Raw genomic sequence first — 15524 nt, forward strand, 5'->3', positions numbered from 1 at the left:
CGGCGCATGGTACGGATCGAACTCGCCGCCGCACTGGTCAGCGCCTGGGCCGTCTGGCTCACCACCCGCCGCCGCCCGTGGTGCTGGCCGGTGGGACTGGTCTCGGTGCTGGTCTACGCGTGGGTGTTCGTCCACGCCAAGCTGTACTCCGATGCGCTGCTGCAGCTGGCCTTCGCGCTGCTGATCGGCTACGGCTGGTGGCGCTGGCTGCAGCACATGGGCGGGGACGGTCGTGTGGAAGTGGCCGCCCTGCCGCGGCGGCAGGCCGTCGCGCACCTGGCCATCGGCGGCCTCGGCGCGCTGGCGCTGGGCGCGTTCATGCACTACCGCACCGACGCCGCGCTGCCCTGGCTGGACGCGGCGCTGACCGCCTTCAGTCTGGTCGCGCAGTGGTGGCAGGCGAAGCGGCACGTCGCTTCGTGGTGGCTGTGGATCGCGGTAGACGTGATCTACGTGGGCGAGTACGTCTACAAGCACCTGCTGATCACCTCGGTGCTGTACGCCGGCTTCGTGCTGCTGGCGGTGCTCGGCCTGCGCGCATGGCGGCGCGTGGCGAAGACCGCGGCGCCACACCAACCGGGCACGGCTTATTGAAAGATCGGCACGGCTCCGGCCAGCCGAACCGATCAGAGCTTGCTGTGCTCCACCTGGCGTTCGCGCTGCATCAGCGTCCATTCGGCGTGTTCGGTCAGTGCCGCGTCGCCGAGCGAAAGCAGGATCTGCCGCTGCAGCACGGGATCGTGCGTGCGGTCCAGTGCCGCGCGCGCGCTGGCGAAGATGCGCTGCATGAAGCGGTACTGTCTGATCAATTCCTTGTCGGCCTTGCGGTAGGCGTAAGCCTCGCGCACGGCGGCGATGATCGACAGCACCGCCATGATCAGCACCAGGACGGTCTTGGTGTCGTGCGACAGCCGGTGCACGAACACCGCCAGGAACACGCTGATCGCGACGCCGCCCCACAGGCTGAGCGAGCCGACCACCTCGGTGACATGGTGCAGTCCGGTGCGCTCGGCGGTCTTGCGCTCGTAGTAATGAAGCTGGCCGGACTTGCCGGACTCGCCGACCCACTCCGCAATGACCTGCGTCAGTGCCGCGGGCGACGGCTGCGCCGGCCGGGTCGCCGCATGGAGGCCGGCGGCACGCATGACGTTGCGGATCCAGCCCAGCTCGATGTTCTGCCTCTGCAGGAAGTTGTCGTGGGCGAACTCGTGGTCGGCGTTCGCCGAGATGTTCGCCCGCTGCCAGTACGACTGGATCCGCAAACCCTCCGCCAGCGCGCGGTAGTCCAGGTACTTGCGATGCCAGCCGCGGCGCCGGGCCAGCATCGCCACCGCGCCGCCGCTGGCGAACAGCAGCAGGAACAGGTAGATCAGGAAGTCCTGCGCGGGCAGATGGGCGTAGAACGTGAAGGCGATGCCCATCAGTGCCGCCAGCGTGTAGGTCAGGCGCATCGCCAGCAGCACGCGCCGCTGGAAATGCAGCGCCAGCCAGTCGGCGGCGTGGAACAGGCTGTCGATGTCTGCCGCGTCACCCGCCGCGTCGGCCTGCCGCACCGATGCCGCGATCTCGCCGGCATATGTGTCGCACTCGCCGTTGAACTCGACCATGCGCGCGAACATCAACCGGAAATCCGCCGGCAGGCTGTCGGCAGCTGAAACCGTATCGGCGGTGCGCCACAACGTCTGCAACGGCAGCAACCCGGCGGCCGGCGCGCCATCGGCCCCGTCGCGCGAACAGACGATGTGGTAGAGCAGGCTCTCGTCGCCGCCGCCCAGCACGTGGCGCGTATCCTGCCGCCGGTCGATCAGGCCGGGCATGGTGCCGTTCAGGTGGTAGTTGACGATCTGCGCGGTGCCGCCGAGCCGGCCCGATACCTTGCCGTCCCAGATCGCCAGCAGGATGTGGCAGTGGCTGGCGATATACACGCCGGCCTTGGCGTACTGGCGATCGCGCGCGAGGCCCGGCGTGCCGAGATCAAGCAACAACTGCCCCTTCGGCGGCGGTAGCGGCACGATCTCGGCCTGATTGCACAAGCGGTGAAAGTCGGCACGCACGGCCGCACTGGAGAAGTCCTCGACGTACAGATCCGGCGGCAGCGGCAGCGGCGCGACCAGCCGTGCGCCGGCGGCGAGCGCCTCCTGCGCCACCAGCTGGTCGCCGCCCTCGGCCAGCGCGGACACCACCACCAGCGGCAGCCCGGGGAAATCGCGCCGGAGCTGCGCCAGGAAATCCCGCACGCATTGCCGGATCGGCTCGATTTCGTCGGCGGGGATGTTGCGATGGCTGGTGACGCCGATGACCAGTGGAGTCATGTGGCTTCCTGGCGATGAATGGTCACGATGGACAGGTCACACGCAGCTTCGCCGGCCCATGCTTCGCAGGAATCCATGCGGCTGCCTTCTCGCGAAGCTGCATGAGCTGCTGGACGCATGGCGTGGTATCGGCGCCAACGCGCCTACGTGTTTTTTATCATCGGGTTGGTGGCTTGGTCCGGCGTTGGCGTTCCTGTCAGCCCGGATTCGGCAACGGGTTCGCTGGCTGCAGCGTCCGTCTCGTTGTCGGCGGGCGGAGGCACTGCCGGGGTGTTCTGATTTTCCTTGCTGGTGGTCTTGGACATGATGGTCTCCAGAGTGTTGGAACCGATGGATGCAGACGCTAGGTATTCTTGATCGTCGGATTCGTGGTCTGCCCCGTGATGGAGGTCTTCTTCGACTGATAGACCGTGCCGCCGATCGTGGCGCTCAGCTGGTAGATCCAGGTTCCTGTCGTGCTGGCGCTGTTGTTGAGGTCGCTCATGGTTATTTCGTTGCCGTTCGAGCTGAGCGTCGGGGAGCCGAAGATGCCCGCCGGTGGCGCCGGGTCGACCCAGGCGAAACCCGGCTCGGCCGCGTCTTGCGCATTGAACGACCCCGACGCCGCATTGCCGCTCAGCTGCCAGGTGATGGTCTGCGCGTTGGGGCCTCGGCTGACGTGGTTCGCGTTGTCTTTCTGATCGATGTCGAGACTTGGCGGGCTCGTGCTGTTGTCGAGGGTGACCTTGAGAAGGTTTGGCATGATGGATTCCTTGGTGATGAGGGTTTGATCCGATACCGCACTTGCCGGTGTTGCCTTTTCCCTGTTCGTCTTGCCCAGCCTTACTGGCGGGCGCTGGTGTCGGTTGCCGCCAGCAGCTTCTGCTGGAATGCCGCATTGACCGGGTAGTCGATCCGCTCTCGCCGCAGCACGGCCAGCAGCGCCGCATCGCGGTAGCCGCTGCTCCACAGTTGCCGGATCACCGGCTGTGCCTCGGTCTTTCTGCCAAGCGCAAGCAGGGCTTCAATTTGCAACGCCAGCAGCCGGGGATCGCTGCCGCCGCTTTTCACCGCTTTCACCGCACTCAATGCGTCGTCGCGCAATTGCTGCGCGGCGCTTGCGTCGTCGGTGACCGCGGCAAGCAACAGCTTCGCGCCCACCGTGGCCAGCAAGGTGGCCCGGTCGTCGGGTTGCTGGGCGAGCAGTGGGTCGAGCATGCTCAGCACGGCCCGGGCCTGCGCTCGCGCCACGTCGGTCCGGCCGGCGGCTCGCGATTGCGCGGCCTGTTCCAGTCGCGCCTCGGCAAATCCACGCTGCCAGGCAGTGTTGTCCGGGTCCTGTCGGGTCAGGCTGGCGAAGATCGCCAACGCCTGCGCGGTGAGCGCCGCCGGCGCGGTCGCGCCGCCGCTCAGGCGCCGCAAGCGGCTCAGCTGGGTGGCGTACAGTGCCGCATGTTCCTGGAAGTCGGTATTGCCCGGATCGGCCGTCCGCAACTGCATGGCGATGTCGACCGCCTGCTGCAATCCGGCGATGCCAGAGGTGACATTGCCGGCCAGTGCCTGCGTACGTCCCAGGATGGCGTGCACGGTCAGCATGCTGTCACGCTGGCTGGTGTCCTTGGGATCGCGCGCCGCCAGCGCGGACTCGATCGCGTCGTCGGCGGCGTATTGCGCGATCGCTGTAGCCAGCTCACCACGCATCAGCGCCAGCTTGCCGAGATTGTTGTGTGCCACGCCTAGCGATGCCGCCCACTCGGCATTGCCGGGCTGGGCCGCGACCAGCTTGCGCATCAGGAGCAGCATGCTCCGGTACGAGAGCATTGCATCGTCCAGTCGGCCGCGCGCCTCCATCGCATGGCCGAGGTTGTTGTCGATCGTCGCCAGCTGGAACTGCAGTTGCGTGTCATCCGGCGCGAGCACGCGCGCGCGCTGCAGGATGGCCTGCGCCGCCACGAAATCCCGCTGCGCGGCGTCCAGCTGTCCCTGCCGCCAATGGGTCATGCCGATGAACGCGTGGATTTCCGCGACGGCCAGCTGTCGCGGCACATCGGCGGGCGCGCCATCGGCGAGCGCACCCGCCAGCTTCAGGGCTGCCTGATAGGACGTCATCGCCGCAGGCAGATGGCCCTGATCAAGCCGCATGCTGCCGATCTTCTCCAGCGCCTTGGCGCGCTGGGCCAATGCCTCGTCGGTCACATCGGCGGTCGGCAACGCCTGGAAGTAGCTCATCGCGTGGTCGTCCACCGCTTCCAGGAGGTCCAGCCGCGAGGTTCGTGCCAGCTTGTCGTTGAGGTCGCCGAGCATGAAATTGACCAGACTCTCGGCCTGCTTCTGCCGGCGCTCGGCGGCCTGGCTGGCGACCACGGCGGCATGGCGGGCGATCAGCGCGGTGATCGCCAGGGCGGTGGTCCCCGCCATCACGATCAACGCCAGCGTGGCCAGCGCCGCCATGCGCCGGGCGCGTCGCTGCAATTCGCGCCGCTTCAGCACGTCCAGGCCGACGTCGAGCATGCCGGCGATCAGCTTCAGCTTGGCGTTGGCCTTGCCGTCCTTGCCCGGCCGCACGTCGGCGGCGATCGGCTCGGTGCGCTGGTGGCTCAACTCGCCGTCCGCGCCGAGTGGATGACGCAGCGCCGGCGCGAAGCATTCCTCTGCGGCGCGGCCGGGCAGCTCGCTGGCGCCGGGTTCGCCGTCCACGATCAGGCAGAAGATGCGCTCGCTGCGCCCGAGCCGCTTGAACGCCAGCACCTCCTCGTTGACCCAGCGCGAACTTGCCGAGTGCGGCGAACAGATCACCAGCAGGCTTTCCGACTGGGCCAGCGCCTCGTTGACCTTGCGGCCCAGGTCGGTGGCGCTGGCCAGTTCGTCGCGGTCGCGGAAGATCGGCGCGAGACGGGCGGGGATCTCGCCGAACGCCGTCGCCTGGCCGACCAGGCGCTTCGGCACCGCATAGGTCTCCAGCGCCCGGTGCAGCCAGCCCGCCCAGGCCTTGTCCCGGTGGCTGTAGCTGATGAAGGCGCGGTACCGGCATGCCGGCGTCGCCGAGGCTGGCGTCATGACGCATCGCGCTCCCGCGCGAGGTGATGCACTCCCTTGCCGGGAACCCTCCCCCATCCGCTCGACCGGACCCTGGGCACCCAGCCACCCCTCGGGCGGCACCCGTAGGGAAGAACGCTAGCACCAAAAATGTGATGTAAATCTCATTTTTTGGTAGCGGGAGCCGATTTCACGGTCCGGTTTTTTGCGACCCGCGGCTGGCCCCCCTTCCGCCTCGGGCCTGGCCACCCCGAAGCCGCGACGCTCCCGGCTGCCTGGCAGGGCCCCCGGCATGCGGGCGATGCCGGCCGGGTGCAGAATGTCGCCATCATGAGAAGCCTGACCGCGGGAATCCGTTGCCTGGCTGCCGCCATGCTGTTGGCCGCAGCGCCGACGGCCGGCGCCCAGAACATCTACAAATGCACGCAGGGTGGCCAGGTCGCCTACACCGACCACCCCTGCCCGAACGGCAGCGGCGAGCTGCTGCACCAGGCCGACGACACCGAAGTCATCGACCGCTACCTGCGCCTGGGTCAGGACGAGCTGGCCAAGCGCTATGCGCAATCGCGTCACCTCGAAGCGCTCTACCAGCAGCGCGTCGACGCCCGCCAGCAGGCCATGGACGAGAAGGCCCAGCGCGATGCCGACGAGGCCTATGCGGCGCAGCAACGCGCCGAGGAGGCCCAGCAGCAGGCGCTGGCAGACCAGGCAGCGGCACAGGCCGCCGAGCGCGACCGGTTGCAGGCCGAGAACACGGCGCTGCGCCAGCAGAACGCGGATTACCAGAACCAGCTGAGCCAGCCGGTCTACAACGCCCCGCCCGCCTACTGGGGCGCCCCGCCGTACCCGCGCCGCCATCGCGACCGAGACCACGACGGCGACCATGACCACCAGCCGCCACCGGTATCGGACAAGCCGATCTTCCACCCGTGCAAGCAGTTGGCCGGTGGCCGCACGCAGTGCTGAAGCGGCGGCGTACCGCCCCTACTTGAACCGATGGATGAAGCCCACCTTGAAGCCGCCGGGCAGCCAGCTGATGATCAGCGGCGAATCCCGGTGCGCCGCCCACAGGCCGATCCCGGTGCCGAGCGCGGCGCCGACCAGCACGTCGCTCTGCCAATGGCCCCGGGTCTTCACCCGCGCCACCGCGTCGTACGCCGGCAGCAGGGCCAGCGCGTACACGGCCGGATGGTCGCGCCCGTAGGTGACGATGAACGGCGTGACCGCCGCCGATATCGCCGCCACTTCCCCGCTGGGGAAGCTCTGCGCGTGGCTGCCGCTGAAGAAGCGATCGGGATTGTCGGTCTGCGAAGGCCGCTCGCGCTGGAACGTGTATTTCATCGCCTCGGCGCCGACGCCGGTGATCATCATGGCATCCACCGAGCGCCAGAACGTGTCGCCCAGCTGGTCGTTGTCGCCAAAGACCAGGGCGCCGCCGGCGATCGCACCGATCATGCCGTACATCAGGGCATTCTGGTTGGAGCGTTTCCAGATGCCGCTGTTGTCGTAGTGGACGCGGTGGTCGATGCCGAGCGGGCCGCCTCCCGCATGGGCAGCGCCCGAAACCAGGATGGCGGCGGCGCATAGCCAGGATCGCAATGCAGGCATCTCGCGGCTCCCGCATGACAGGCAGCGCCTGCCTTCCGGCCCGAACGCTACGCAGCCCAGCTTTCGGTCGGCTTACGCGACCGGCCCGGAAGGGCCATCGAACCGCGCGCGGAAAAAGCGCACTCTGGGCTACCTTGGCCGGACCCGGATGCCGGGACGAACGGGAACCTCATGCAAAGTGCGGACGCGATCATCGTCGGCGCGGGCCCTGCCGGCCTTGCCTGCGCGGCATGCATGCGCCAGCGCGGCCTCGACGTGGTGATCCTGGAAAAGGCCGGTGCGGTCGCTTCCGTATGGCGGCGCCACTACGACCGGCTGCACCTGCACGCGGACCGTGGCCACTCCGGCCTGCCCGGCATGGCGATGCCGCGCAGCTGGCCCAGGTATCCATCGCGCGCCCAGGTCGTCGACTACCTGGAAAGCTAAGCGGCGCAGTTCGACCTGCAGCCGGTCTTCCACTGCGCGGTGCCCACGGTCCGTCGCGATGGTTCCGCTTGGCGCGTGGAAACGGCGCGGGGCGAGTTCACCGCGCCGGTGGTGGCGATCGCAACCGGCTGGGCCGATTTCCCGCACCGTCCGCGCTGACCGGGGGTGGATACCTATCAAGGCCTGCTTGTTCACAGCAGGGACTATCGCAACCCGGCGGCCTGCGCGGGCAAGCGCGTGCTGGTGGTGGGCTTCGGCAATTCGGGCGGCGAGATTGCGCTGGACCTGGCGCAAGCCGGGGTCGACGTGACGCTGGCCGTGCGCGGCCCGGTGCAGATCCTGCCACACGAGCTGCGGGGCATTCCGATCCTGACCTGGGCGATCGCGCAGGCGCGCCTGCCCGCACGCGTGGCCGACTTCATCAACGCGCCGGCGATCCGGCTCGTCATCGGCCCGGCCGGGAAGCTCGGCTTGACCATCGCCCGCAAGGGGCCGCGCCGCATGATCGAGGAAGACCACCACATCCCCTTGCTCGACGTGGGCACGCTGGCCCGGATCCGCGACGGCACGATCAAGCTGCGCGGCGGCATCGAGCGCTTCACCCGCGATGGCGTGGTGTTTGCGCAGTCGCCAGCCGAACCGTTCGCTGCCGTCATCCTCGCCACCGGCTTCCGGCCCGACCTGCGCCCGTTGCTGCCCGAGGCGCATGGCGTCCTCGACGACCACGGCATGCCGCTGGCGAGCGGCCGGACAACGCCCGAACCGGGGCTGTTCTTCTGCGGCCTGATCGCCGCGCCCACCGGACAGTTGCGCGAGATCGGCATCGAGGCCCGGCGCATCGCCGGCCTGGCGGCGGCTTGCCAGCGGTAACCACGAGCACCTTGCCGGTGGACGCGGCAGCACCGCGCGATAACAGCCGGCATACCGGAGAGATGCCACAATGCACCGGAGTCTCCACGCGACTCCGTGATGCTCCAAGGAGGTCACCATGAAACGGTTCCAAACCACCCTGCTTTTCGGAATGCTGTCGCTCGCGGCAAGCACGGCCCTGGCTTCCTCGGGCTCGCTCAACGAATTCCGGCCCAAGGTCATGCCGGTGCTGGTGCAGGTGAACGCCCACGGCAAGGTCACCGACGCCTCGCCGGCGATCGAACTTTCGCCGCGGCTGCGCCGGCTGCTGCTGCAGAACCTGAATGAAATGATCGTCAAGCCGGCGACCGAACACGGGCGCCCCGTGTCCAGCCAGTTCGTCGCCAACCTGGTCCTGCGCACCACGCCTCGCACCGAGGGCGACTACGACGCGCAGTTTGCCTTCGTATCAAGCTCGCCGGTGCCGTCGGGCTCCTGGTACTGGGTCCATATCGATGGCCACCGGCTGGCGCTGGCGAGCCGGGATTCCATCAACCGCGGGGCACGGATCCGATTCAACGACGACCGGAAAATGGACCGGTCCTCGAACCCCATGAACTACCGGTCCGCACCGACTCCGCTCATCCAGAACGCCACCCGCAACACACCCAGCCCCGCACCTGCACGCGTGCCCGGGCACGGAGGGTAATCCGGCCAGCAAGAAGGCCGCCTGCTCCCGGGTAGCACCTGGCAGCAAACAGTGAAAGGCCCGCCGCATGCGACTGGCCTTTCTTGCTGGAAGCGGAACGTACGGTGAGTTGCGACGCCGACATCCGCTACGACGCACGCCTCACGCAGGACACGATTGCCGTACCGATCGGCTCGCGCACGCAACGACGGGTGAGCGCGGCTGCTAGGCTCAAAATCCTTCATGCCATGCCGACCACCTCCAGCCGCAGGACTATTACCGTCGCGCGCAGAGCGTCGAGCCTTTCGCTTCGGAGCTCCTGACTTGCAAGCCAGGGAGCAAACCGTTGTCAGCGGATATTCGGGTATGGCGCCCGGTTTTCCCCGGCGGACGTTTGCAGTACGGTGGGCCTCGCCAGGGAGCACTCAGGGGGAGTGATATGGCGAAACACAAGCAAAGCGGCATCGAGCAGATCGCCTCGATGCCATGGCAGGCAGGTGTCCTGCTCGGGCTGATCGGTTATCTCGCCGTCCGCTTCGGCATCGGCTGGTACTTCGGCGCCCACACCGATCCTCTTTCCGCAGGCATTGCGAAGGATGCTCGCGACGGCATGCTGGCGCCGCTCGCGTGGATGTTGCTCGCGGGCTGCTGGATCGGCGCGCTCGTCTCACTTGTCAAACGTAACCAGCGTCGCCGGCTACTCGACTCGCAAACCGGCATCGAAAGCCTGCGCACCATGCGCTGGAGCGAATTCGAGCTGCTCGCCGGCGAAGCGTTTCGTCGCCAGGGCTACGCCATCGAAGAAACCGGCCTCGGCGGCGCCGACGGCGGCATCGACCTGATCCTGCGCAGGAACGGCCAGACCACGCTGGTGCAATGCAAGCAATGGCAGAACCGGCAGGTCGGCGTCAAAGTCGTGCGCGAAATGTACGGCCTGCTCGTGCACCACCAGGCCGCTGCCGTGAAGATCGTGGCGCTTGGCGACTACACCCCCGACGCCCACCGCTTCGCCCAAGGCAAACCCATCGAGCTGATCCACGGCGGCGAGCTGATCGCCACGGTGCGTAAGCTGCAATCCGGCAAGGCTCGCGCCACACATCCGCTGGATACGCCGCTGGCGTTTGGCGGAAGCATCGCCGCCAGCCTGCTCCTGATTGCGGGACTCTCGCCTTCTACAGCGAGCACCTCGCAGGCACGACAGATCGCTGCGCCTACTGCCGCTTTCCAGCCCACACTCGGACCGGAGCCGCCGTCGATCCCTCATCGCCCCACAGCATCGACACCACGCGCCCATGCAGTGATCTATGCGAGCGATTCGCAGGACGACGCGGAATTGCGCGAGTGGAAAAAGAGGAACGCCGAGTCGATGAAGATTCTGGAGAAGACCACGAAGGAGATGCCGCTGCGCTGATGTTCCTTCGTGCGGCAATACTCGAAACCAGATGTGTCTAAACCCACCCAATGGCGTACACCATGAGCTAGACAAGTTGATGGAGCGGGGGTTACGCATACCGTTCAACCCCGACCTGCGGTCTCATGCGGCCTATCTTGTGTGGCACCTAGACCATTGCTTCAAGCATTAACAAAGAAATCTCCCCTCATTTTTGTAATTCATCAACCCACTACCTGGAAAATTTTCGATGACACCTCCGCAAGTGCCGAAAGCGAAACTTCCTCCGTATTTTTTCTTGGGCCAGCCCATTGGACTCGCTGCACTGACGCTCGGCGCGCTTACCTTGTTTACGCAAAAACGTGATGCGATCGTCGGGGCCATACCGATTCTGGCGAATCGATCGCTCGACTGGTGCCTTCTGGCGCTGGGAGTCCTCGTCCTAGCATCCATGTCCTTGCTCATCCTCAAGACGACACAGCGCCACCAGGATCTGAACCGCAAAATGCACGAACGTCGAGTCGAAGAAGCGCGACAACGTCAGCTTTACGAGCCAAGACCATTGCAGTCGCCGATGACTCTGAAGCCACTCGAAAATGTGTGGATCGGAGTGATTCTCGGCTGGGTGGTCGGTCTCGGCATGATTGCCCTTGGCGTTGCCGGGTTCATGCAACACTCCAGTCTGAGTTCATTCGCCATATGCATGCTTTTCAGCCTGTTTGGTACTCTTATCGTGTTGACGGCCACAAATAAACTGTTTTGCAGGGTGGAGCTTCGGGGCGAAGAAATTTTCTACACTAGTATGTTTTGCAAGAGAAGTTTTCGAGCACAGGACATTCGCTCGGCCATCTACAGCAGAACCGGCAACGTCAAGACGCTGAAGGTAAGCACCGCTCAATCCTGGTTCATCGTCACCACCAGCAACTTTACCCAGGGGCAACTGGAAATCATCCGCAAGTTCTGCGATCCGTCGGCAACCTGAAGCCTGCTATGAAGGCGATTTTGAACTAGCAGGACGGGGCAATTAAATCGCCCTAGCCCGCGCGGCGAGTGTACCGAGTGCGGGCCAGGATGGCCCGCCGTTCTACCCGGGCTCGCGTGCGGCGATGAACTGGGGACAACAGGCCGCGTAGCGGCACGAAAGCTCTTCGCCCCAATGCCAGTGCACAGAAATGCAAAAGCGATTCCGGCCTTCGCCGGAATGACGAAAAGGAAAGAGCGTGGCGGGCACCCGCCCGCCCCCCGCAGGGGGAGAGGGAGCAAAGAAAAGCCCGCCGGATGGCGGGCTCTCTAATATCAACAAAGTACCTCGCGCCTCACCCCAGCAGCACCCGATTCATCCTCTGCACGAACGCCGACGGGTCCGGCAGCTGCGCCCCGGCCGCAATCTCCGCCTGCTCCAGCAGCAGCGTCGCCAGATCCTTCGCCTTCGCCTCATCGGTTTCCGCCTCGACGCGCTTCAACAACGCGTGCTGCGGATTGATCTCCAGCGTGGGCTTGTTCTCGGGCATCTCGTGGCCGGCTTCGCGCAGCAGGCGGGCCAGGTGCGGGGCCATCTCGTAATCGGAAAGCGCCAGGCATGAAGGTGAGTCGGTGAGGCGGGCGGAGACTTTGACGTCGCCGACGCGGTCGCCGAGCAGATCCTTCAGCTTCTTCAGCAGTGGCGCGGCTTCCTTAGTCGCCTCTTCCTGCTTCTTCTTGCCGGCTTCGTCCAGCGGCACCTCGCCCTTGGCGACGCTCTTGAGTTTCTTGCCTTCGTACTCGCTGAGCGAGCCGATCATCCACTCGTCGATGCGGTCGGACATCAGCAGCACCTCGATGTCCTTCGCCTTGAACGCTTCCAGCTGCGGGCTGCCGGCGGCGGCGGCGTAACTGTCGGCGGTGATGTACCAGATGGTGTCCTGGCCCACCGCCATGCGGCCGATGTAGTCGTCGAGCGCGACGGTCTGCTGGCTGCCCTCGCCCTTGGTGGAGGTGAAGCGCAGCAGCTTGGCGATACGCTCGCGGTTGTTGGCGTCCTCGCTGATGCCTTCCTTGAGCGTGTTGCCGAACGCCTTGTAGAAGGTGGCGAATTTCTCCGGCTCGTCCTTCGCCAGCTTCTCGATCAGGTCCAGCACGCGCTTGACGCAGGCGGCCTTGATCCGCTCGAGCTGGCGATTGTGCTGCAGGATCTCGCGGCTGACGTTGAGCGGCAGATCGTCGGCGTCGACCACGCCGCGCACGAAGCGCAGGTAGTTCGGCAGCAGCTCCTCGGCCGCGTCCATGATGAAGACGCGCTTGATGTAGAGCTTGAGGCCCTTGCGCTCGTCGCGGCCGCCCATCATCAGGTCGAACGGCGGTTGCGAGGGGATGTACAGCAGGGTGGTGAAGCTCTGGCTGCCCTCGACGCGGTTGTGCGTCCACGCCAGCGCGTCGTTGAAGTCGTGGCCGAGCGACTTGTAGAAGCTCTGGTAGTCCTCGTCGCTGATCTCCGACTTCGGCTTGGTCCACAGCGCCGAGGCGGCGTTGACGGTCTCGAACTCGTCGGTCGGTTTGTCGTCCTTCTCGGTCGGCATGCGGATCGGGAAGGCCACGTGGTCGGAGTAGCGGGTGATCAGCGCGCGCAGCTGCCAGCGGCTGAGGAACTCGTCCTCGTCGGCCTTCAGGTGCAGGATCACGGCGGTGCCGCGCTCGGCGAGCTCGACCGGCTCCAGCGAATACTCGCCCTTGCCGTCGCTTTCCCACTTCACGCCCTCGCCGGCCGGCGCATCGGCGCGGCGGCTGAGCACGGTGACCCTGTCGGCGACCACGAAGGCGGAGTAGAAGCCCACGCCGAACTGGCCGATCAGGCGCGCGTCGGCTTTCTGTTCGCCCGACATCGCCTCCAGGAAACGGCGCGTGCCGGAGCTGGCGATGGTGCCGATGTTCGCCACCACCTCGTTGCGGTTCATGCCGATGCCGTTGTCGCGCACGGTGACGGTGCGCGCGTCCGGATCCCAGCTGACGTCGATGTGCAGCTCGCTGTCGCCGGCGGAAAGTTCCGGCTTGGCGATCGATTCGAAGCGCAGCTTGTCGCAGGCGTCGGAAGCGTTGGAGATCAGCTCGCGCAGGAAGATCTCCTTGTGCGAGTACAGCGAATGGGTGACCAGGTGCAGCACCTGGGCGACTTCGGCTTCGAACTTGCGGGTTTCGGCGGGTGCGTTCATGCGTGGATGTTCCGTTGTTGCGTTGACTATGTGAGATGGTCCCTCCCCCTGCTTGCAGGGGGAGGTCAGGAGGGGGTTCGCCTTTGATCTTGGCATTCAGGCAAGGTCAAGAGCGCACCACCCCAACCCTCCCCTGCTTTGCAGGGGAGGGAGCAAAGCAGAGGTCAGCCGGCGTTCTGCAGCGCGGCGATGCGCTCCTCCAGCGGCGGATGGCTCATGAACAGTCGCTTGAAACCCTCGGCCAGCGGACCGGAGATGCCGAACGCGGCGATCGTTTGCGGCAGCGTGCTCTCGCCATGGTTGGCCTGCAGCCGCTGCAGCGCGGAGATCATCGCACCACGGCCGGCAAACTGCGCGCCCGCCGCGTCGGCGCGGAACTCGCGCCAGCGCGAGAACGCCATCACGATCATCGAGGCGAACAGGCCGAACACCAGCTGCAGCACCATCACCGTCACGAAGTAGCCGATGCCGGTGCCGCCGCGGTTGTCGTCGCGGCCGCCGGACATCCAGCTGTCGACCAGCCGGCCGACGATGCGCGCGGCGAGGATTACCAGCGTGTTCAATACGCCCTGGATCAGGGTCAGGGTGACCATGTCGCCGTTCGCGACGTGGCCGATCTCGTGGCCGAGCACGGCGCCGGCCTGTTCGCGGTTCATCTGCTGCAGCAGGCCGGAACTGACCGCCACCAGCGAGCTGTTCTTCGTCATGCCGGTGGCGAACGCGTTCATCTCCGGCGCGTCGTAGATCGCCACCTCGGGCATGCCGATGCCGGCGTTCTGCGCGTGGCGGCGCACGGTGTCGACCAGCCAGCGCTCGGTCTCGTCCTGCGGCTGCTCGATCACCCGCGCGCCGGTGGACCACTTGGCGATCGTCTTGGACATCGCCAGCGAAATGAAGGCGCCGCCCATGCCGAACACGGCGGCGTAGGCCAGCAGGCCGCCCATGCCGCCGTAGCCGCGGGCGGCGGCCATCTGGTCGATGCCGAACAGGCGGCAGACGATGCTCAGCAGGAGCAGGACGGCAAGGTTGGTGGCAATGAACAATGCGATGCGACGCATGGCTGTCTCTCTATCGTGGCAGTCATGAAGGGGACTGGGGGTGGACTGAAAATTCGGGGCGGCGGCCGGCGCTTTCAAGGGCTCGGCACGGCATCTAAGATGCGCCGATGAGCTATCGCGGTCGCTTCGCCCCCTCGCCGACCGGACACCTGCACTTCGGCTCGCTGGTCGCCGCGGTGGGCAGCTGGCTGTGCGCGCGGCACGCCGGTGGCGAGTGGCTGTTGCGGATCGAGGACATCGACCCGCCGCGCGAGGTTCCCGGTTCGGCGGCAAGCATCCTGGCCGCGCTGCCGGCGTTCGGGCTGGTTGCCGACCCGCCGGCGCTGTTCCAGTCGCAACGCATTGCCGCCTACGACGCGGCGTTCGAGCGCTTGCGCGCGGCAGGCCAGGTGTTCCCGTGCTGGTGCAGCCGCAGCGACCTGGCCGATGCCGGCGGCATCCATCGCGATGGTCGCTGCGTCGCGTCGCCGCAGGCGGCACAGGCGCCGGCCTGGCGGCTGCGCGTGCCGGACATCGCCATCGCCTTCGACGACGCCCTGCAGGGACCGCAGCGGCAGAACCTGCGCGACGAGGTGGGCGACTTCGTGATCCGCCGGGTCGAGGGGCTGTATTCCTACCAGCTCGCCTGCGTGGTGGACGACGCCTACCAGCGCATCACCGAGGTGGTGCGCGGGCTCGACCTGCTCGACTCCACCGCGCGGCAGATCTGGCTGCAACGCTGCCTCGGGCTGCCCACGCCGGCTTATCGCCACCTGCCGCTGGTGCTGGACGGCGAGGGACGCAAGCTGTCGAAGTCCGGGCAGGCCTTTCCGATCGACCCGGCCGCCCCCCTGCCGGCACTGCGGCAGGCGCTGGCATTCCTGCGGGTACCGGCGCTGCCTGCGGCAGCGGATGCACACCAACTGCTGGTGCAGGCGCTGGCGAACTTCGACCCGGCGGATTTGCCGCATTGCAGCGGTCACTCCGTCGCCTGAAACGCTATAAATGCGCAAC

At 66.5% G+C, this 15524-nt stretch carries 15 protein-coding genes; 8 read left to right on the forward strand and 7 right to left on the reverse strand.

Going from position 1 to position 15524, the window contains the following annotated elements; translation table 11 throughout:
• Positions 1-6: 6 nt before the first annotated feature.
• Positions 7-594: a nicotinamide riboside transporter PnuC gene (pnuC, locus tag R2APBS1_RS12865; protein WP_015448243.1), complete on the forward strand. Its 588-nt coding sequence runs from the start codon at positions 7-9 to the stop codon at positions 592-594.
• Between the two features lie 32 nt (positions 595-626).
• On the opposite strand, the gene R2APBS1_RS12870 is transcribed toward pnuC, so the two are convergent.
• The 4 genes from R2APBS1_RS12870 to R2APBS1_RS12880 all read right to left on the reverse strand — a co-directional run bounded on the left by R2APBS1_RS12870 (position 627) and on the right by R2APBS1_RS12880 (position 5348).
• Positions 627-2312, reverse strand: coding sequence for a hypothetical protein (locus R2APBS1_RS12870; RefSeq protein WP_015448244.1), 1686 nt, complete (start codon positions 2310-2312; stop codon positions 627-629).
• 143 nt (positions 2313-2455) lie between these two features.
• Positions 2456-2617 carry a hypothetical protein gene (locus R2APBS1_RS20185; RefSeq protein ID WP_015448245.1) on the reverse strand — a complete coding sequence of 54 codons (162 nt, stop codon included), beginning with the start codon at positions 2615-2617 and terminating at the stop codon, positions 2456-2458.
• Positions 2618-2655: 38 nt separating this feature from the next.
• Entirely contained in the window at positions 2656-3054 is a 399-nt protein-coding gene (locus R2APBS1_RS12875; RefSeq protein WP_007507960.1) for a hypothetical protein, read from the reverse strand.
• A gap of 80 nt (positions 3055-3134) precedes the next feature.
• Positions 3135-5348, reverse strand: coding sequence for a toll/interleukin-1 receptor domain-containing protein (locus R2APBS1_RS12880; protein ID WP_007507958.1), 2214 nt, complete (start codon positions 5346-5348; stop codon positions 3135-3137).
• Positions 5349-5657: 309 nt separating this feature from the next.
• Between R2APBS1_RS12880 and R2APBS1_RS12885 the strand changes: the two genes are divergently transcribed.
• Positions 5658-6293, forward strand: coding sequence for a DUF4124 domain-containing protein (locus tag R2APBS1_RS12885; RefSeq protein WP_231378359.1), 636 nt, complete (start codon positions 5658-5660; stop codon positions 6291-6293).
• An 18-nt stretch (positions 6294-6311) separates the two neighbouring features.
• Here R2APBS1_RS12885 and R2APBS1_RS12890 read toward each other — a convergent pair whose 3' ends face one another.
• On the reverse strand, positions 6312-6935 hold the full coding sequence (locus R2APBS1_RS12890) for a phosphatase PAP2 family protein (RefSeq protein WP_007507954.1): 624 nt from the start codon (positions 6933-6935) through the stop codon (positions 6312-6314).
• Between the two features lie 171 nt (positions 6936-7106).
• Here R2APBS1_RS12890 and R2APBS1_RS19370 point away from each other — a divergent pair, with 171 nt between their 5' ends.
• The 5 genes from R2APBS1_RS19370 (at position 7107) to R2APBS1_RS12910 (ending at position 11270) form a co-directional block, all read left to right on the forward strand.
• On the forward strand, positions 7107-7361 hold the full coding sequence (locus R2APBS1_RS19370) for an FAD-dependent oxidoreductase (RefSeq protein ID WP_050980795.1): 255 nt from the start codon (positions 7107-7109) through the stop codon (positions 7359-7361).
• A gap of 165 nt (positions 7362-7526) precedes the next feature.
• A complete protein-coding gene (locus tag R2APBS1_RS19375; protein ID WP_050980794.1) occupies positions 7527-8231 on the forward strand; it encodes an NAD(P)-binding domain-containing protein in 705 nt (234 codons plus the stop codon).
• Between the two features lie 118 nt (positions 8232-8349).
• Positions 8350-8919 (forward strand): hypothetical protein, encoded by a 570-nt coding sequence (locus R2APBS1_RS12900; RefSeq protein WP_007507952.1) that lies wholly within the window; start codon positions 8350-8352, stop codon positions 8917-8919.
• Positions 8920-9337: 418 nt separating this feature from the next.
• Positions 9338-10309: a restriction endonuclease gene (locus R2APBS1_RS12905; protein ID WP_007507950.1), complete on the forward strand. Its 972-nt coding sequence runs from the start codon at positions 9338-9340 to the stop codon at positions 10307-10309.
• Positions 10310-10538: 229 nt separating this feature from the next.
• Positions 10539-11270, forward strand: coding sequence for a hypothetical protein (locus R2APBS1_RS12910; protein WP_015448246.1), 732 nt, complete (start codon positions 10539-10541; stop codon positions 11268-11270).
• A 334-nt stretch (positions 11271-11604) separates the two neighbouring features.
• On the opposite strand, the gene htpG is transcribed toward R2APBS1_RS12910, so the two are convergent.
• Entirely contained in the window at positions 11605-13473 is a 1869-nt protein-coding gene (gene htpG, locus R2APBS1_RS12915; protein ID WP_015448247.1) for a molecular chaperone HtpG, read from the reverse strand.
• Between the two features lie 164 nt (positions 13474-13637).
• Complete coding sequence (gene htpX / locus R2APBS1_RS12920) at positions 13638-14531, reverse strand: protease HtpX (RefSeq protein WP_015448248.1); 894 nt, start codon at positions 14529-14531, stop codon at positions 13638-13640.
• Positions 14532-14638: 107 nt separating this feature from the next.
• Between htpX and gluQRS the strand changes: the two genes are divergently transcribed.
• Entirely contained in the window at positions 14639-15505 is an 867-nt protein-coding gene (gene gluQRS, locus R2APBS1_RS12925) for a tRNA glutamyl-Q(34) synthetase GluQRS (RefSeq protein WP_015448249.1), read from the forward strand.
• Positions 15506-15524: the final 19 nt, after the last annotated feature.

Origin of the sequence: Rhodanobacter denitrificans (genome assembly GCF_000230695.2) — a bacterium.
GTDB lineage: Bacteria > Pseudomonadota > Gammaproteobacteria > Xanthomonadales > Rhodanobacteraceae > Rhodanobacter > Rhodanobacter denitrificans.